Genomic DNA, 18,191 nt, shown 5'->3' on the forward strand with positions numbered 1-18,191 from the left:
AATCAAGGCTTGTCGCTCTCATTATCCTGCCGCTTCAATAGCTATCCTTTGATATTTGCACCACTGTTGCGTTTTAGCCAGGCAATTCGCACATTTATAATCACCCCGTTTGCCTTCATGGCTTATCCAGTATTTTAATCATTGTTGCTCAATCTATGGAAGCAAGCTTGATAGTCCACCTCCAGAAGGATGTTGGAGTCCAACAAAGTTTTTATCGTTCAGGTGAGTTTGACGCAAACATAGGAAACTTAAGGAAAGCAACATGGCTCTCTATAAAATTAAAGACTTCGATCCAGATTATCGTCAGCACTTTGACGACAAAGATATCCTGGGGTTCGATCTCTACAGCGGAGATGAGAAAGTTGGTTCCGTTGACAATCTTTTGGTTGACGAAGCTGGAAACTTCCGCTATTTCGTGATTAACACAGGAATCTGGGTGTTTGGCAAGAAAGTATTGCTGCCCATTGGTCGCGCCCGGATTTCCCACAGCGATCGCCGAGTGTATGCGGATGGTTTAACGCAGTCGCAAGTGGAAAACCTGCCCAACTACGACGAGAACATGACCCTCGACTATGATCACGAAGAGCAAGTGAGAGGTGTATATCGTCCAACTGCTACCACACCGGGTACGGCTACCGTCGATCGCTCTACTACTTTAGGCAGCACCTCGCTCGATCGCTCTACTACAACCCCAGGCAACGCTCCCGTCGATCGTTCCACTGGTACCCCTGCTGCGGGTCGAGCCGCTTACGATCGCAATAGCTATAGCTACGATCGTGATCCCGATTTGTACAACATAAACGAGCAAAACCACCAGAACCTCAAGCTGTACGAAGAGCGGTTGATCGCAAACAAAACCCGCCAGAAGACCGGAGAGGTCACGGTTGGCAAACATGTGGAAACGGAAACCCAGCGCGTTTCTGTACCTGTTGAGAAAGAGCGTGTAGTGGTAGAACGCACGACTCCTACGGGTGCTGGCACGGCAGTGAATCCGGGTGACGCTAGCTTCCGCGAAGGTGAAGTGGCTCGTATGGATGTCTACGAAGAGACTCCCGATATCCACAAAGAAGCTTTTGTACGGGAAGAAGTGAAGGTTAGAAAAGAAGTTGACCGGGATACAGTAAATGCCGAAGAGCAACTTCGCCGTGAAGAGCTAGACGTTAATACAGAAGGCCGTCCCAACGTAGACAGAGGGATCAATCAGCGTTCGGGAACAGATAGACGCACTGATCAACGTCCTGGCAACCGCGATCGCATCTAAGCGATGATGCTCCAGAAACGGAAGCCAGATAAGCCCTAGGGCTTAGAACTAACTATGTCAGGCAGGGCTATTGAAGCTCTGCCTGTGATCGTATAAGCGTATAAACAAGGAAATAGTATGGCACTTTTAAGATTTGAAGATTTTGTTAGAAACAATCGTGAAGCGTCGGACAGCAATAACATTCAGGGGTTTGACGTGTATGGCGATCGCGACGAGAAGATCGGCAAAATTGTAGATATTTTGATCGATGACACTAACCGTTTTCAATATTTGGTGGTAAACCTGAGCAGTTGGATTGCGGGTAAGCAAGTGCTGTTACCCCTGACCAGTCACCAGGTTGACCCTAATCGGCACCGCATTTATGTACATGGTTTAACCAAGTCACATGCCACAGAAATGCCAGCGTATAACAAAAATGTAACGGCTGCTCATAATCGTGAATCGACTCGAACAGACTATCACTATCCGGGCAGTATAGAAACCTCTGCACCACTAGAAACGTCGTTACCATTGGATACCCCCAGAGTCGTGGATATCCCAGAAGTAAACACTCAGTCGGCTCCGGTTCCTGAAACCAGACCCACTGTGGTGCCGCTCAGCCAGGTTCCCCCGCAGCAGCCTTTGAATGCACCAACGCAACCCGTGGTAGAGCGCAGCCAGGTTGCTCCTACCTTCCCCGAACCCACTGCCGACAGGGTTATGCCTGAGGCGACTTATCAGCCCGCGAGACGGTCTGAGCCTGTATCCCCTGCTCCTGTACCAAAAACCACCGTTGAGGAAACCATTCAACTGTTAGAAGAACGATTGGTTGTTCATCCCAACAAGCGCAAAATTGGGGAGGTAGTTGTTCGCAAGGAAATTGAAACTCGAATCGTTGAAGTGCCCATTCGACGAGAGAAATTGATTGTAGAGCAAGTCAGTCCAGAGTACAAGACGCTGGCGATCGTGGACTTGGGAGACAAAGATGGTGTCGAAAAGGACAGGCTGGAGAGAGAGCTATCTAACGCAGCTAACTTGAATGCTCGACCGACCGTGAGCAATAAGTTTACCTCAGCAAGAGCGGCCAGTCAGTATTTAGAGGAGATTGCCAATCAGCCGAATGCTGGATCTGAGCAAGTCCAGGTAACTATTGTGTTGCAAGATCCTGAGCAGCAATCGACCTACGATCGCCAACCGATCGACAGAATCTAACGTCTCGTAAGGTGGGCAATGCCCACCCTACTTGGAGGTTTAATCAGGAGCAGAACCGCGATCGATCGCCTCTTTGTTATCTTTCTGGAGAGATGTGGGAAGGGGTATTCCTATCGAAGACGCTAACGCTTCGGGGGGCGCGGTTCGGCTGGGCGATCGCAGATATTCACCCGTCAAAATGGCTGATCCGGGCTTCATATTGTGACGAATGCTGTAATATCGATTGGTTTGTCCTAATGACTCTTGCTCCTGCCATGAGTTGTTAGAGATTTTTTTCCGCAACTTGATGATGCCATCGATTACGGCCTCTGGACGCGGTGGACATCCCGGAATATACACATCGACGGGAAGCAGCTTATCGGCTCCACGAACCGCCGTTGGAGAGTCGGCGCTAAACATGCCGCCTGTAATCATACAAGCGCCCATCGCAATTACATACTTGGGGTCAGGCATTTGCTCGTAAAGACGCATAGTCGGTTGAGACATTTTCACGTTTAACGTGCCTGCCAGGATGATTAAATCAGCCTGTCGGGGGCTGGAGCGAGGAATCAAACCAAACCGATCAAAGTCGAACCGGGAACCAATTAACGCCGCAAATTCAATAAAACAACAGGCTGTTCCGTAGAGCAATGGCCACAAGCTAGAAAGCCGTGCCCAATTGTAGAGGTCATCCACTGTGGTTAAAATAACGTTCTCGGAAAGCTGCTGGGTAGTTGTGGGATAATCAATTGGATTAATGATCTGATCCTGGGGCGCAGATGGTGAATTGAGTTGCTGTAGCGCATCAAAGTTTGAATTCATATTACTCTCACTCAGATTAACGTTGGTTTAAAATTCGGGCATTGCTGAATGGAGGATGAACCGTTAATAGGGCACAACTCTAATCGCCCTCAGAATTCTTCATGTCTGGAAATTTTATCGGTTCGGACGTTTCCTGGAATTGGGACGTAGGGAACGATTCATCCGACCAGCAACACCATTACTGCTACTGCCAGGGCAAGCCTATCATGTACTGGCCGGAGTATCAGTGCCAGACGGTTGTGGCGATCGCTGTTCTCGTAACAACCAAACACCCACCAACCCTAAAACCAGGTTAAGCAAGAGAAACCCAATATCCCAGGCCAATTCGTTGGAGCCTGATTTCACGTGGTGAATGCCTAACCAATGGTGATCAATGAGTCCCTCCACGAGATTAAATCCACCTGTTCCCAGAAGCAAGGAGGCAACCAGAACTTTTGTTGACGATAGCCGTGATTGTTGATGTGTTGACCGCCAGAGTAGTATCAATCCCGTTGCGGTAAACACAGAAGCCGCCATGAGAAATACACCATCCCAAAACGTATTGGCTTCTAAATCCTCAAGGCTATTGGTAGGGCGAACACTGGTTAACATGTGGTGCCATTGCAAAATTTGATGCAGCACAATGCCATCAAAAAAACCAGCAAACCCCATGCCAAGCAAAACTCCAGCCGCCACGAGGAGGCGATCGCTTTTGGGTGGGGAAACGTCAGAGGTTGAATGATGTGTCATAGGATTAACCACTAGGAAAGACCAAACAGCGATTTTGTAGTGGATGCCAGGGAATCGCTCACATTTTTGAGCGACTGAACAACAGGATGCTGATTTTGCAGGAAAACGTGGGCACAGTTGCGTCCCGGCATTCCTGAAATGGAACCACCCGGATGAGTACCTGCCCCAGTCAGGTATAGTCCTGCAATGGGTGTTTTGTAGTTAGCCAGCTCGGGCAATGGGCGAAAGAACATCATTTGATCAAAGGTCATGTCGAGATGATAGTAGTTCCCCTTCAACATGCCTAGCCGCGATTCCAGTTCTGGCGGGCTTTCAATGTGACGGGCAATGATGGCATCTTTGACGTTTGGTGCATACTCTGCCAGTTTACTCAGTACGCGATCGGCCACTTTATCCTTTAGCTCCTCCGTCCATCCGGTACCCTTTAACCCGGTGCCGTTGGCTCCAGCAATTTGATACGGCGCGAAATACTCAATCCACAAAGTGTGTTGCCCATTTGGAGCCATTGATGGGTCGCGCATGGTTGGCACCACCATGTACATGGAGGGATCGTCGAGCGGGATGCGACCCATCTCAGGATCAGTGTGAGCCAGTTCCACCTGCTCTACCGAGTCGGCAATTAGCACTGAACCCATCAAATAGTCATCTCGGTGATGGTGATGTTCAAACCGGGGCGCTTCGGATAACGCACAGTCAATTTTGAGGATGGCTTCATTGTGGTTAACGATGCGGCGATCGAGACGCTCGCGCAACCGATCATTGGCTGCATCAACCTCTGCGGACTCCATCAGTTGCAAAAACACACGTTTGGCATCAATGCTTGAAATCACGCCTCGTTTAGCGCGATATTCCTGGCCATTGGCGACGCGCACCCCTACGGCTCGTTGGTCGTCTACCAATACTCGTTGTACTTCTTGCTCGGTGAGGATAGTGCCCCCCAAGTCGTGAACCAGGTTAACCAACGCCTGAGTTAATGCACCCGTTCCGCCTTTAGGTCTTGCCATGCCTGGGTTGTGCCGCAACGCCATCATAATTGATCCCACTGCCATGTTTTTCTGCGACGGAGGGGTACTCAATTCTGCGGCCAGCCGAGCTAAGGGTGCCTTGAGAAATTCTTCATCAAAGTATTCATTGATGTTATCCAGCGGGCTGGTGAACATGGTTCTGATCACGTCCACGATTTCGGTTGGCGATCCCAGCAGGGAGAGTAAATCATTCAACTTGGCGCGATCGAAATTCCCTGCAATGTCGAGCAACGAATTAGGAGGAGCATTAAAAACTGCTGTCAACGCGCCAATTACTCGTTGCCAAAAATCAATGAATTCGGCGTATTTCTTGGCATCGCGAACGCTGTAACGGGCAATTTCGGCACAAGTTTTTTCCACTGAGCCATGAGCCAGGAAGTATTTGCCGTCCGGATGGGGACAGAACACCACCGGGTCACAGAACAGATACTCTAACCCATACTTTGATAGCTCCAGTTCTTGAACGACCGGGCCTAGATGAACGAAGATGTGGTCGATCGCACAAGGGTTAAATTTGAACCCCGGAGCAGCTTCAGGCATCAACTCTTCTGTCGTTGAACCACCACCTGGGAACGGCTGTTTTTCGAGCAGCAAAACGCTGTAACCAGCTTTTAACAGGTATGCTGCACAAACCAGAGCATTATGCCCTGCACCAATCATAACAACGTCGTACTCTTGCATTCAGCTTACTTGAGTCAATGTATTAGAAGGTTCATTAGCATTGAAATAGACGGATGAATCGTTGGTAGGTCGTGGTTTTGATGCCCCTTAAATTCTCCAATTCTGAACTTTGTGATGGTTAGGAGCTTTGGGGCGAATTCACACCGTGTTTCAGCAACGCCGTTAATTGATCTGGTCTGAGAGGATATCTTAAAAGTGCTAAGCTCCAACTCGAAACGCCCCCAAATCCCCACAATTGGGGGACGTCCGAATCAATTCTGTTTCAAAGTCCCCCAAAATTGGGGGATTTAGGGGGCTAATTTAGAATGTTGAGCCATTCTCAGACACCCTCTGACCATCTGACCATCTGACCATCTGATAAATGGCCTACAGGAAAAGGAATCAAGGTAGAGCCGATTCCTTGCGAACCAACTCTCCTTGTCCCCTTATCTAATTATCCTTACTTCGCCTTGAGTATGGCGTTACAAGGGCTTACAGCTCACTAGAAGGGGCATTTGTACCATGTAGGCGAGGATCGCTTGGTGGGGGCACAATTGCTTCTCCCATTGGCTTAGGATTAGCGATATATTCAAACTCGCCTTTGCCATCCATCGAAGGGCCTTTTGCCCACCGACCAGTGCCGCTCTCTTCACCCATTGAATTGTTCCAGAACTGGTAAGAGTGCTCTTTCTTTTCCAGATCTTGAGGGAAGGAACTGGGTACGGGGGTTGTTTCCATACCAGACGATTCTAGTTCTTCGATCGCCGCCAGCCATTGGTTTTGGTGCATAGTATCACGGGCAATCAGGAAGCTGAGGGTGTCGCGCACACCTGGATCGTCCGACATTTCGTACATGCGAACCGCCTGGAGGCGACCTTGTGATTCTGCATGTAGGTTAGAACGAAAATCTGCCATGAGGTTGCCGCTAGCGACTGCATACCGACCATTCCAGGGATAACCAGTGCTGTCAGCAGGCAACGCTCCCAGGCCAGAGACGATCGCGTGTTGAGGGTTCATGCTACTCGAAATAATATCATGCATGGCGTGCTTGGCACTGCCACCGCCCATTACAGCACCCACTACAGGGTTTTGAGCGCCGTTCTCCTGCGCCTTGAGCGGTGCTTTCTCTAAAAGATGAGCAATCATCGTTGCCAAGATTTCGATGTGGCCGATTTCCTCGGTTCCAATGTCGAGTAACATATCACGGTACTTAGCTGGCCCACGGCAATTCCACCCTTGGAACAGATATTGCATCATAACGGTGATCTCACCAAATGGGCCACCGATCAATTCCTGAAGCTTGTTTGCATAAACCGCGTCAGGTTGATCTGGGCGCGTAAAGTATTGCAAGTGCTTATCGTGGTAAAACATCTAAAATGTCCTTAACTGGTTTACATTTTGAGCAGCAGAAAACAGTATTAAAATCTGCTTTGGAGAGAGTGATTCATTAGCTTCTCTCTACGCTTAATTCCTTTTAACAATCTAGAAAGTGTGCTAAATCGGTCGCAGGTATGACAATACAAAAACCCGCTTTAGCACAAGTACTTTCATTTTGTTTTCATAAACTAACTGAGAGAGAGTGAGGAATTAAACCTCAGAACAGGCTCAAATGTGTTGTTATAGCTTGCTTACATAAAGTATGTAAGCCTCCACTTGTGGGGGGCTAAAAACTAGGCTTTGAAACTATCTTTTGAAAGAATAAACCTGGTTTATTATTCTGCAAAAGCTGGTTTCTATAACTGTTCATGCCGTCAAATGCTGCACTACTTGCTAAAAGCCATATAGGCCAGCGATCACAGCCTACTAAGAGTGAAGCCATTCCAGGGCTGGCAACGTAATTTCTTCCACCAGAGAACCGAATAGAGTCAGGTTCAGACCGCTTTTTAGAAATAAATTTGATGGAAAAAATAAGCTTGAGCTAAAAACAAACTAAAATTATTTGTTCGCTATTTATTGTAGATAGCGAGTCTGGAATTCAACAATCCATAACTATTAGCAGAAAGAATGTTAAAGCCGCCTGTAATAAAGATCACTATTTTCGAAGAAGGAGGGTTTAGAACTTTAATGGACTCGATCGGCTGATAGATCAATAAGTTACTCCTTTAGGAGAAGAAGGATAACGGCAGAGAAATTAACCTAGAAGGTTGCTACTGATTCAATAATAGGAAAACGCATGAAAGCTGGACAAAATTTTGCTTTGATTACTGGGGTTCTCTTTTTGATGATTGGCATTTCAGGGTTTGTTCCCGGCTTAGTTAAAGCACCATCCGCCGGAACAGCCGATTTCCTGGATGCCGGATATGGCTATTTAATGGGGCTATTTCCGATCAACGTTCCCCACAACATAGTCCACCTCACTGTCGGTGTTTTGGGCATTTTGTCATCGATCGCCCTGGGTGCTTCTCGCCTCTATGGTCGAGGGTTGGCATTCTTTTACGGGGCACTGGCCATTATGGGTCTGCTGCCTTACACCAACACCACATTAGGCTTAATTCCCATTTATGGAAACGACGTTTGGCTACATGCCCTTACAGCAGCGATCGCCTTCTACTTTGGCTTCATTGATTCTCCCAAGCTATTGGACATTGTGGCAGAGCAAGAGCGAGAGTATCAACGCTACAGCAGTTCTCTTAACCAAAGCTAACGCTGGGGGTTGAGTCAATAGGTTTAGAATACAAATTGCTAAAACGCCCGCAGGCTCGACCTGTGGGCGTTCTAGCTAAAGAAGAGTTGAGCTAAGTTAGCAGCCTGGGGCGGTTGAAGGAATGGTTCTACTCCGGTTCGTTGACCGCTTCCCAGTTTTCGTTAGGCTGTTGCGGAGTGGAGGGGCGATCGCCAGAGTCACGAGTCTCTGAGGATGCTTCTACCTTAGACTGCGAATCCGTTGATTCTGTATTAGCCGACGACGCTCTGTTATCGTCAGCGTGGGGATCGACCGACGCACGATCGGCTGTATTACCAGACATGGCTTTTCCTCAAGTGGGACACTACCAAGTTAGAGACAGCTACCCAACTGAAACCCTATCTCTGGACGTAATATCATCCAAATCCATCATTGAATCGCATTACTTCAATTGCTCGATCGCCTCTATGTAATCTGGAACGGTTTCATCTCCAACCTGGCAAGCCGCTCGATCCACGGCCAACAAATCGTCGCCCCAGATCACTTTGCCCAAATCGACGGTTTGTCCCCGATCGGGTTTCCAGTCACGGCTGATCAATTTGCGATCGCCATCTACAACTGCACCATTGAACAAATGTCCAATCGTGAAATAGACATCCTGTAAGATCAGCGGAACAGAGGGGCGATGTAGCTGCCCGCGAGAATTAGGACTTCTGGCTTTGTAGCGATCGCGCGGAAACAGACCGTACAAATTTTTCAATGAAGCCGAAATTAAAGGCAGTCCTTTGAGATGAGTCCTTTTGAATGCGCTCACGCTGATGCGGCAATCTACTTCTTCTAACAGTGCCGGAGCCAGCATTGAAGCGAATCGTACCGGATGGGGCGATCGGTTGGCATACTCCTTTAAAGGCAGTTGGTCGGCATCCAACACCTGCATACCGTCATCTATTATGGAATACAAACCGTTGCCGCTGACGATTTCTGTCAACGATTGGGCAGAGCAAACTCCTTCAACAATCAAAATATCGGCATGGGGGCTGGCCTGACGCAATCCTTTTAATACGGCTCCTAACACACCCATGCTAACGGTTACGGGGGGCGCAACCGGATAGCCTAAATTGGGTTTAACCAAAATTTGGCGGGCATGATAGGCGGCGGCGGGTGGCTGATAGTCAAACTGAGTCGTATCGGCGATGTGAACAGCCGCGTGCAGTTGAGATGGCATGGAAAAGATGACCCAAAGACGGGAAAATCGAGAGGCAGAATCGGCTAGAAAACGATAGAGGGAGACGATCGTTTCAGCGTTTTCCAGCCATTCTACGCCTCTCTCTACAATGCAGTGCAACTGATGTTAGGCGATGTCACCCCTGTTGACCATACCACTCTTGTTGCCACTGCTTCATTGCGTCAATCTCCTGCTGTTGGCTACTGATAATATTTTTAGCAAGTGCTTGAATGGCAGGGCGATCGCTCTTTTCCAACGCCTCCTGCGCCATCACCACCGCAGTTTCATGATGCGGGATCATTGCATTAATGAACCGCAGGTCAAACTCATCATCGGCTGTGCCCAAATCTAGACTCATCATCATACTGGAACGCATGTCTTCAGCCATTGGCATCATGTGCCCCATCTCAGTGTCATACACCATTGGTTCCTCCCTGGCATCGGGATACCAGGTCTGCCGCCAGGATTGCAGTTGCTGGATCTCCTGCTCCTGTGCCGTGATGATTTCATCTGCCAACTGCTGAACTGCATTCCGGCTCGATTGTTCCTGAGCGACTTGTGCCATCTCAAGTCCTCCCCGGTGATGGAGAATCATGGCATCAATGAACCGCAGATCAAACGCTTCATCGGCAGGCCCCAGAGCCGTAGTCATCGTATTAGCTCCATGATCCATGCCGTCCATTGGCATTGACCCAGATGCGTCACTGGGGCTACTGGTGCCACCGTAATTCATGCCCTGTTGAGCAGATTGGCTATTGCAGGCCGTTAGGCTCACAGAGGCCAGAGGAACGGCTCCCAACAAAGCTAGTGAAACAATGGTTTGCTTAAGCGTCATATAGAGGTTTCCTGCTAAGGTTATCGTCTTTGCGGTTCAAACAAGTGGCTCCGTAGAGCCGTTGCCTGAACCAGTACACGGAAAACTGTAGAATCCCCCCTATACGCTATCAAACGGTAAACGATAACACCGAAAATCACACAAAGTTGCGATCGCCACAGGAGTAGACTCCTACATATAGCGTTTGAAGCAGAGCAAAACCGCCAGATCTGCTATTGTAAGAGTTGGCGAATGATAGAGTAGCTGGATTGTGGCTGAGCATCAACCTTCTCTTTTCTCTGCTGCCGATGTTCAAGGCGGTCGGTATCGCATTAAACCAAACGAATCCTTAGCCTTAAGCCAGGAGGCGCTGACGGCCTGGAAGCAGCGAATTTTTCGCTTTCAGCAGCAGGTCAAAGTAAGTGCTGCCGTGCAGCAGCAGGGTACCTTGTTTGACTGGGAAAATGATGCTGAACCCCGGGCAACGGTCGATCCAGAATCCATTCATCCGTTTGGGTTGCCCCAGCAAAATACTGAGTTTTGGCGATGGAAAGCCGAGGATCATGGCATCGCTGCCCTTTATTTTGTCATTGATTATGAACTGCCCATTTTGCTATATGTGGGAGAAACGGTGAAATCGAACCAGCGCTGGAAAGGCGAACACGACTGCAAGCGCTACTTGTTAAATTATCGGCAGGCGCATTATCAGCATCAGCTTACATCAATGCTCGGCATTGCCTTCTGGATGGAGGCTCCTGTTGAAACTCGCTCCCGGCAGGCGTTTGAGTCTGCGTTAATTTACAAGTGGCGATCGCCCTTCAATAAAGAAAACTGGAAGTTTTGGGGTACACCGTTTGTAGGCGGGCACTGATCAGCAACGTTAGATTCGCTATTAGTTGAATCTTCAAAAGATTAAACGGTAATTAGTCTTTTTCCAAGGCTCAAACACTGTGGCTCAAACAGTATAGTTGACGTTGCCTTTCGTTAGAATCAGGTCTACACTTCTCAAGATGGAGTTGGACTTAGCGGCTTAACCATTGAAACGCAGCGGGTGGCATTCAGCCCCTTCAAACTATCCTCTTAAAGCAATTGTTGGAATTGCCATCGGTTGCGTGCTGTTGCTATGCGTGTTGTTTCCACAATCTGCCGAGGCGGCGATCGCCCAACCAGAACGAACGCCCCTCACCCTCGAACAACTCCAGGAGCGGCTGAGATCCCCAGCACAGAGTGAAGGGGTGCGAACGGTTGACCTTCAGCGAGTGGTAATTGATTTACGCCCTGAAAATGCTGAATTTCGTGACCAGTTTTACCGCCTGATTCAGACGCAATTACAGCGATCCTCTGCACCGTTGGGGTTAGATTTTAGCTATTCTCTGATTTATGGCGATTTGAACGCAAGCGAATTTGGGTTGCGAGAACCGTTATATGGGCAAACCATTTCTCCTATCTTCAACGAAGCTGAGCAAGAGCAGTTGCGCCGCGATCGCCGCCGTTTGTCGCAGTTTAGCCAACTGTCGCGATCGCTGCTTATTCAATCGCAACCCGCCACGCTGCAAATTACAGTCTTGCGAGGGCCGCTGAAACTCACCCAAACCCGAATTGAAGGGGTGGTTGACTTTGCCAATACGTTTTTCTTAGGACGAATTGAAGCCCAGGGCGCTGATTTTGTTCAGGATATAGATTGCTCGGAAGCCCGGTTTGGCCAGCTTGCCAGTTTTGTTGGGGCAAACTTTCGGCGGCAAGCCCGGTTTCGTAGCGTTATTTTCTTTGACCGTGCCCGGTTTAATCAGGTTCGGTTTGTGGGCGTTGCTAACTTCCAGAGCAGCGAGTTTCAATCAGCGGCTAACTTCAGCCAGGTTACGTTTCAAGACGATGCCATCTTCAACGGTACGCGTTGGCAAGATGATGCCTACTTTTCTCAGGGAACCCGATGGTACGGTCAAGCCTTGTTGAACAAAGCAAAATTTGCCCAATCGCTATTTCTAACCGAAGCCACCTTTGAAGAACTGGCTACGTTTCGAGAAGCGCAGTTTAACCAACCAGTGAACCTGCGGGGCGCTAATATTCTCAAACAGGTTGACTTTGGCGATGCCAGCTTTTCGCAGGGTGCGTATCTAAACGTGTCGGGTTTGCAGTTTAATTCGGAAGCCGCCAAGATTTTGGGCGATCCGGGGCAAATTGGTCAGGCGTTATCGGTGCCCACCCTGCAAGGGAACGAGACGCTGCTGCGAAATTTGGTGCGAAACTTCCGATTGTTGGAACAGGTGCCCGATGCTAACCAGGTTGAATATACAACCGAGCGGCTACGATTGCGGGAGTTAAAACAGCAAATTTCTGGCATAAACCTCAATACGGCATCCTTCACGCAGTTAAAAGCGCTGGGGTTTAAACCAGAACAAATTGCATCGATCGCCAAAAGCCGCGTAGAGCAACCATTTCGGAGTGTATCGGATATTGTCAAACTGGAGGGAATCGATTTAGCCACGTATGTAAAGGTGCGCGATCGGGTGATTGTGAGCCAGCCCCAATCGCCCACCAGTTGGTTGCTCAATGCCTTTCATTGGATTGGCTTAAGTTTGCTGCTATCGCTCAGCCGTTACGGAACCAGCTTTTGGCTCGTGTTTGGTGTGGGAATGGTGGTGATTGCCTATTTTGCCGTCCTGTTTTGGTTTGTCGATCGCTGTCGTCACTTGCAATCCAAATCCGTTTTGCCTGCGCTTTACGAAATTGTTTCTGTGTTGAGTACAGCGAGTCTACTGGCACTAAGCGGCTTCTCTGCCATTTTTCGGGTTGCCGATCGCCCCTGGCTAACGCTGCTGGGTCTGGGCGTGTTTATCGTCCCCATTCCGGCGTTGCTGCTAATACTGATTTATCGGCGCGGCTACTATCACACCTTAATGGATATCAGCTATTTTGTTGAAGATGGCAGCCAGCGGCAGTTGCGGTTTTTAATTGGCCGTTTGCCAAACATGCCCCGCTATGTCTTTTTCCGCGATCGCTATGCCCATCTTTTGGGCGATCGCCGCTGGAACTGGCTCAATTACTTTGACTTCAGCCTCAACAATTTACTCAAGTTTGGCTTCAACGACATTCGGTTACGCGACGAACAAATGCCGGGATTGATCACGGCTCTAGCCTGGTACCAATGGAGTGTCGGCATTCTCTATTTCATCCTGTTACTGTGGACGCTCTCTCGCACCATTCCAGGACTGAATCTCTTAATTTACTTTAAATGACCCTAATCCACTGCGTTTGTTGCGACGGGAAAGGGGCAACTACCCGGATGCAGCCTGCGCTTACTATTGGCGTTTCATTGCGTCCAGCAGCACCGACAACGCCTTGTCTTCCGAAGGGTTAACCTGCCGATCGAGTAATGCAATGCTGACAGCTTTAGGTAGGGCAATGGCGGCTACATCCGAGTCGAGGTTTTCCATCAGGTGGTCGAGCGATTGGGGCACCTTAAGCGCTGATTTGATGCCTAACAGGGTCGTTTCCTCAAACCCGATCGCTTGCAGTTGCGGATAAAGCAGTTCCCAATCCGCAGAAGCGTTAGGGTCGCCCACCTGAACCACATAGGCCAACAACCGCTGAAGTTTGCTTTGCTGCTGCTGGGTCATGTGTGCCACGGATGGGAGTGTCCCTTCCCCGTTCGTCTGGCTACGGCTAAGGTTTTGCAAAATCCGCTCCCAATCGTGAGCGTCGCAGCTCTCGGGTTTGCCTACTGTAATCGAAACCTGAATTTTGTCGGATGCTGCATCGAGCTGAGTTACTTGAGCGTGAACCCCCAAAAAACCGAGCCACTGGGCGATCGTGGATACCAGGGTGGAGCGGGTAGCCTGACTGTTAGCCAGTAGACGGATCTGGGTGCGAACCATTGGGCGCACAATTTGTGAAAGCATGGCGATCGCTAAATGTGAGTGTTGAATACAACTAATCTACTTCCACCATAGAATAACCAATCTCTGAGGATTGACAGCTCTACTACCGGAAAGATTTTGGCAACATCCTGAACGCTGATTCTCCGATGCGCCAGTGTGGGCTACGCTCAGCCTGCGGAATTTTGGGAGGATAGATGGGGGTTCAAAATCCACACTCTGCAGCTCGGTGAGGCAACCCGCCATACTCACCTTACGCTGGCAATTCCGAACGTTCGAAGTCTCACAACGTTGAGGAATCAGGGGATGAAAGCAGCACCGTTGCTACGGTTCAAGCATCCTCTTAGTCGCTTTGCCAATGTAGTTAATGGATGTGTCGTCGTTAATTGCCACATTGGGTAGCCCGGTCTTTTTATAGTTCAAGTAACTAGCCAGGTTCAACCGAAACGCATCCCCAAACAGATCAAATCCTTTAATATCTACCTGACCAAATCCAGTTTTGTGCAGCAGTTCATGCAGTTCATCGAGTGTAATGAACTTATTCCAATCGTGAACGCCTTTCTGGATTTCACCTAAGATATTTTCCATCAACCAGATCATGACCAATTTCGACTTGAAGTTGCGGTTGATAGTATCAAAAAAAAATAAGCCATTCGGTTTCAAAATTCGAGAAATTTCTGATAGCACGCAGTAGACGTTCTCGACATGTTCTAAGACATCCACACAGACCACAACATCAAACGTATGATCGGCATAGGGCATTTCTTCTGCCATGGCACAGCAGTAATTGATGGCAAAGCCGTTTGTAGCAGCGTGTTTCTGCGCAGCATCAATGCATTTTTGCGACTGATCCATTCCGGATACAACGGCTTGGCGTGCCGCCATAAATTCGCAGGAGAAACCGCCACCGCAGCCAACGTCTAACACATTCAGGTTTTGCCAATCTGAAACGTAGCGATCGAAAAATTCAAAACGCGGCTTGTTTAAATGGTGAAGTGCGTAAATTTTAGAATCCTGGTTCCACCATTGCTCTGCACTTAGATCGTAAAATTCTAAGTCGTTTTTCTTCATGCAGTTAAGAGCCGATCGTTGGTCGATCGCCATTATCTCTGATTTTTTAGTGATGAAGTCTTTAATTGACCTAAAGATTCAATGCTGCAACGGTGTGGCAAGTACATATACAAACGATTGCCACTGAAATAGAAATGAGGCTATTGGCTTTTAGGTTTGCTGAACAAAAACCACCACAATTCTGCTCCAATGAGGGCTACCCCGCCGAGCGTTACGCCAGCTTTAATTGCCAGGGGTTGTTCAATGGAGCGAAAGACTTCAGTTGGAGCTGTGGAACCAGACGATTCGTCCATGTGCTGCGGCATTTGCGCGATCGCCCCCCTGCCAGTGCCAACTATCAGTCCCACCCCGGCCAGGGTTGCCAAAAGTGTTGATTTCATCCTGTTTTCCTCTACTGCAAAGAACTGCAAAGACAGGTTTAGTGAATCGACTTGGGTTGAAAACGGCGTAACCGCAGCGCATTCGTCACCACCGAAATAGAGCTGAAGGCCATTGCCGCCCCAGCCACAATAGGATTTAGCAGCCAGCCAAAGACGGGAAACAGAATCCCAGCGGCGATCGGAATTCCAGCCACGTTGTAGATAAAGGCAAAGAACAGGTTTTGGCGAATGTTGCGGATCGTTGCATGGGAAAGCTGAATCGCCGTCACAATACCGCGCAGATCGCCAGAAATCAGGGTGATGTCACTGGCCGCGATCGCCACATCAGTGCCCGTACCAATCGCCATTCCCACATCAGCCTGAGCCAGGGCAGGCGCATCGTTGATGCCATCCCCCACCATTGCCACCCCTTTGCCTTCGGCTTGCAACTTTTGCACAATGCTGGCCTTTTGGTCGGGGCGCACTTGGGCAAAAACCCGCTCAATTCCAACCTCATGGGCGATCGTCTTGGCGGTGCGCTCGTTGTCTCCGGTCAGCATCACCACATCCAACCCAAGCCGTTTCAGGTAGCGTACTGCCGCCGCAGAAGAAGGCTTCAGCGCATCCGAAATGCCCATCACACCCTCAACCGCTCCGTCCACTGCAATCCAGATCACGGTTTTTCCTAAATATTCCAGTTTTTCCTGATGGGTAGCCAGCGATCGCGTTTCAATTCCCAGTTCAGAGAGCCAGCGCTGGGTGCCAATTTGAACCAGACGACGGGACACGGTGCCCTGAACACCACTTCCGGCGATCGCTTCAAATACCTCAACCTCCACGGGCTGCACCTCTTGCGATTCTGCATAGCGAACCACCGCTTCGGCCAGGGGATGTTCAGACCGTCGCTCAACCGAGGCCGCCAACTGAATGAGTGTCTGTTCGTTGTGGTTGGCCGTGCCGTTAACGCTGACAAAATCCGTGACGGTAGGTTGTCCCTGCGTCAGCGTTCCTGTTTTGTCTAACACAATGGTTTTGATCGTATGAAGCAGTTCTAAGCTTTCGGCTCCTTTAATTAAGATGCCGTTTTCCGCTCCTTTGCCCGTGCCTACCATGACCGATGTGGGAGTGGCCAGCCCCAAGGCACAGGGGCAGGCGATGATCAACACGCCGATGGTGGTGATCAAGGCCAGAGTCAGGTTGCCCGTCGCGTTAAACCAGATGATAAAGGTGAGAACGGCGATCGCCATCACTGCCGGAACAAACCAGCGAGTGACCTGGTCGGCCAATCGTTGAATCGGCGCTTTAGATCCTTGAGCCTGCTGCACCAGTTGCACAATTTGAGCCAGAACAGTGTCTTTGCCCACGCGCATCGCCCGGAAGGTAAAGCTGCCCGTTTTGTTGAACGTGGCTCCAATTACCTCATCGCCGGAATGCTTGCTTACGGGCAAACTTTCACCCGTCACCATCGACTCGTCGATCGTTGATGTGCCGTCAACCACCTCGCCATCTACCGGAATCTTTTCACCCGGACGAACCAGAACAATATCGCCAATCTGCACTGCTTCAATCGGCACGTCTACTTCTCGTCCATCGCGCACCAGCCGAGCGGTGCGAGCCTGTAAGCCAATTAGCTTGCGAATCGCTTCCGAGGTCTGCCTCCGGGCACGTTGTTCTAACCACCGCCCCAGCAAGATGAGCGTAATCACCACTGCGGCTGTTTCGTAATATACCTCAGGGGCTAATCCTTGATTCAGGAAAAAGGCGGGAAACAACGTCACCACCACCGAATAGAAATAAGCGGCGCTCGTTCCCAGGGCAATCAACGTGTCCATCGTTGCCGTGTGGCGCTTGAAGGCTTTCCAGGTGTTGATATAGAACGAGTATCCGCACCAAAATTGCACCGGTGTCGTCAGCAGCCATTGCAACCACGGATGATGCAGCCACATGGGAATGAACGGCAGATTCAACCCGGTCATCATCGGTAAGGAACCGAACACCAGAATGCCGCTGACAATGCCGCCCACCACCACTTTGCGAAGCAAGATCCGCGAGGCTTTTTGGCGCATCGCCTGTTCAGCCTCATCCTCACCCGAATCCGTGAGCGGATCGGGTAATGAATACGCCGAGTAGCCTGCCTCCTCTACTGCGTGCTGAATCGTTTCCAGGCTTGTGGTTCGGGGCGCATACTCGACAGCCGCTTGTTCCGCCCCGAAATTGACATGACAGTCACTCACTCCAGGAACAGCACGAATCGCTGCTTCAATATTGCTAGCACAGGCAGCACAGCTCATGCCTCGTAGTTTAAGAGTGACAGTTTCCATAGGTCTACCCGCCGAAGTGGTGAAGCGATCGCCAGGATGATCGCCCCTTCCTTGATTACTGTTTCTATCTTGAAGCCTACAGTCAACTGGAGAGTCAAGGGGGGATAACGCCTGGATCGGCAATCGGCTAATTCTCTGCAACAGGGTTAAACCGATCGCACTCCAAAATGAGGGTTGGTGTGCGTTAGCATGAAAAATCGCCCATCGAAATAGAAGAACTTCTGCGTTGATGCGAG

16 protein-coding genes are annotated in these 18,191 nt (G+C 49.6%); 5 read left to right on the top strand and 11 right to left on the bottom strand.

Features of this window, described 5'->3' with window-relative positions:
* Positions 1-262 precede the first annotated feature (262 nt).
* Positions 263-1,261 (top strand): DUF2382 domain-containing protein, encoded by a 999-nt coding sequence (locus IQ268_RS23705; RefSeq protein WP_193884373.1) that lies wholly within the window; start codon positions 263-265, stop codon positions 1,259-1,261.
* Between the two features lie 117 nt (positions 1,262-1,378).
* On the top strand, positions 1,379-2,452 hold the full coding sequence (locus tag IQ268_RS23710) for a PRC-barrel domain-containing protein (protein WP_193884375.1): 1,074 nt from the start codon (positions 1,379-1,381) through the stop codon (positions 2,450-2,452).
* Positions 2,453-2,491: 39 nt separating this feature from the next.
* Here the strand turns inward: IQ268_RS23710 and nuoB are convergent, their stop codons facing one another.
* From nuoB to IQ268_RS23730, 4 genes are all read right to left on the bottom strand, one after another.
* Positions 2,492-3,253, bottom strand: coding sequence for an NADH-quinone oxidoreductase subunit NuoB (gene nuoB, locus IQ268_RS23715; RefSeq protein ID WP_193884377.1), 762 nt, complete (start codon positions 3,251-3,253; stop codon positions 2,492-2,494).
* Between the two features lie 204 nt (positions 3,254-3,457).
* Positions 3,458-3,982 (bottom strand): DUF2243 domain-containing protein, encoded by a 525-nt coding sequence (locus IQ268_RS23720; protein ID WP_193884379.1) that lies wholly within the window; start codon positions 3,980-3,982, stop codon positions 3,458-3,460.
* A gap of 11 nt (positions 3,983-3,993) precedes the next feature.
* Complete coding sequence (gene crtO, locus IQ268_RS23725) at positions 3,994-5,688, bottom strand: beta-carotene ketolase CrtO (protein ID WP_193884381.1); 1,695 nt, start codon at positions 5,686-5,688, stop codon at positions 3,994-3,996.
* Between the two features lie 471 nt (positions 5,689-6,159).
* Positions 6,160-7,038 (bottom strand): manganese catalase family protein, encoded by an 879-nt coding sequence (locus tag IQ268_RS23730; RefSeq protein ID WP_193884383.1) that lies wholly within the window; start codon positions 7,036-7,038, stop codon positions 6,160-6,162.
* Between the two features lie 802 nt (positions 7,039-7,840).
* Here IQ268_RS23730 and IQ268_RS23735 point away from each other — a divergent pair.
* Positions 7,841-8,311 (top strand): DUF4383 domain-containing protein, encoded by a 471-nt coding sequence (locus tag IQ268_RS23735; protein ID WP_193884385.1) that lies wholly within the window; start codon positions 7,841-7,843, stop codon positions 8,309-8,311.
* A 127-nt stretch (positions 8,312-8,438) separates the two neighbouring features.
* On the opposite strand, the gene IQ268_RS23740 is transcribed toward IQ268_RS23735, so the two are convergent.
* From IQ268_RS23740 to IQ268_RS23750, 3 genes are all read right to left on the bottom strand, one after another.
* Entirely contained in the window at positions 8,439-8,633 is a 195-nt protein-coding gene (locus IQ268_RS23740) for a hypothetical protein (protein ID WP_193884387.1), read from the bottom strand.
* A 99-nt stretch (positions 8,634-8,732) separates the two neighbouring features.
* Positions 8,733-9,515 (bottom strand): DUF362 domain-containing protein, encoded by a 783-nt coding sequence (locus IQ268_RS23745; RefSeq protein WP_193884421.1) that lies wholly within the window; start codon positions 9,513-9,515, stop codon positions 8,733-8,735.
* Between the two features lie 136 nt (positions 9,516-9,651).
* Complete coding sequence (locus IQ268_RS23750) at positions 9,652-10,350, bottom strand: DUF305 domain-containing protein (protein ID WP_193884389.1); 699 nt, start codon at positions 10,348-10,350, stop codon at positions 9,652-9,654.
* A 250-nt stretch (positions 10,351-10,600) separates the two neighbouring features.
* Between IQ268_RS23750 and IQ268_RS23755 the strand changes: the two genes are divergently transcribed.
* Positions 10,601-11,200 carry a GIY-YIG nuclease family protein gene (locus tag IQ268_RS23755; protein ID WP_193884391.1) on the top strand — a complete coding sequence of 200 codons (600 nt, stop codon included), beginning with the start codon at positions 10,601-10,603 and terminating at the stop codon, positions 11,198-11,200.
* Between the two features lie 166 nt (positions 11,201-11,366).
* Positions 11,367-13,565, top strand: a complete 2,199-nt coding sequence (locus IQ268_RS23760; protein ID WP_193884393.1) for a pentapeptide repeat-containing protein — start codon at positions 11,367-11,369, stop codon at positions 13,563-13,565.
* Positions 13,566-13,628: 63 nt separating this feature from the next.
* Here IQ268_RS23760 and IQ268_RS23765 read toward each other — a convergent pair whose 3' ends face one another.
* From IQ268_RS23765 to IQ268_RS23780, 4 genes are all read right to left on the bottom strand, one after another.
* Positions 13,629-14,228 (bottom strand): hypothetical protein, encoded by a 600-nt coding sequence (locus tag IQ268_RS23765; RefSeq protein ID WP_193884395.1) that lies wholly within the window; start codon positions 14,226-14,228, stop codon positions 13,629-13,631.
* Between the two features lie 300 nt (positions 14,229-14,528).
* On the bottom strand, positions 14,529-15,308 hold the full coding sequence (gene ubiG, locus IQ268_RS23770) for a bifunctional 2-polyprenyl-6-hydroxyphenol methylase/3-demethylubiquinol 3-O-methyltransferase UbiG (protein ID WP_228035664.1): 780 nt from the start codon (positions 15,306-15,308) through the stop codon (positions 14,529-14,531).
* Positions 15,309-15,415: 107 nt separating this feature from the next.
* Positions 15,416-15,655, bottom strand: a complete 240-nt coding sequence (locus tag IQ268_RS23775) for a hypothetical protein (RefSeq protein ID WP_193884397.1) — start codon at positions 15,653-15,655, stop codon at positions 15,416-15,418.
* Between the two features lie 38 nt (positions 15,656-15,693).
* Entirely contained in the window at positions 15,694-17,955 is a 2,262-nt protein-coding gene (locus IQ268_RS23780) for a heavy metal translocating P-type ATPase (RefSeq protein ID WP_193884399.1), read from the bottom strand.
* Positions 17,956-18,191 lie beyond the last annotated feature (236 nt).

The organism is Oculatella sp. LEGE 06141 (genome assembly GCF_015207605.1).
GTDB lineage: Bacteria > Cyanobacteriota > Cyanobacteriia > Elainellales > Elainellaceae > Oculatella.

Bases quoted from the DNA above. Each gene is read 5' to 3' on its own strand.
- IQ268_RS23735 (WP_193884385.1), top strand. From the start codon at position 7,841: ATGAAAGCTGGACAAAATTTTGCTTTGATTACTGGGGTTCTCTTTTTG.
- ubiG (WP_228035664.1), bottom strand. From the start codon at position 15,308: ATGGCGATCGACCAACGATCGGCTCTTAACTGCATGAAGAAAAACGAC.
- IQ268_RS23720 (WP_193884379.1), bottom strand. From the start codon at position 3,982: ATGACACATCATTCAACCTCTGACGTTTCCCCACCCAAAAGCGATCGC.
- IQ268_RS23710 (WP_193884375.1), top strand. From the start codon at position 1,379: ATGGCACTTTTAAGATTTGAAGATTTTGTTAGAAACAATCGTGAAGCG.
- IQ268_RS23705 (WP_193884373.1), top strand. From the start codon at position 263: ATGGCTCTCTATAAAATTAAAGACTTCGATCCAGATTATCGTCAGCAC.
- IQ268_RS23775 (WP_193884397.1), bottom strand. From the start codon at position 15,655: ATGAAATCAACACTTTTGGCAACCCTGGCCGGGGTGGGACTGATAGTT.
- nuoB (WP_193884377.1), bottom strand. From the start codon at position 3,253: ATGAATTCAAACTTTGATGCGCTACAGCAACTCAATTCACCATCTGCG.
- IQ268_RS23730 (WP_193884383.1), bottom strand. From the start codon at position 7,038: ATGTTTTACCACGATAAGCACTTGCAATACTTTACGCGCCCAGATCAA.
- crtO (WP_193884381.1), bottom strand. From the start codon at position 5,688: ATGCAAGAGTACGACGTTGTTATGATTGGTGCAGGGCATAATGCTCTG.
- IQ268_RS23780 (WP_193884399.1), bottom strand. From the start codon at position 17,955: ATGGAAACTGTCACTCTTAAACTACGAGGCATGAGCTGTGCTGCCTGT.
- IQ268_RS23765 (WP_193884395.1), bottom strand. From the start codon at position 14,228: ATGCTTTCACAAATTGTGCGCCCAATGGTTCGCACCCAGATCCGTCTA.
- IQ268_RS23740 (WP_193884387.1), bottom strand. From the start codon at position 8,633: ATGTCTGGTAATACAGCCGATCGTGCGTCGGTCGATCCCCACGCTGAC.
- IQ268_RS23750 (WP_193884389.1), bottom strand. From the start codon at position 10,350: ATGACGCTTAAGCAAACCATTGTTTCACTAGCTTTGTTGGGAGCCGTT.
- IQ268_RS23745 (WP_193884421.1), bottom strand. From the start codon at position 9,515: ATGCCATCTCAACTGCACGCGGCTGTTCACATCGCCGATACGACTCAG.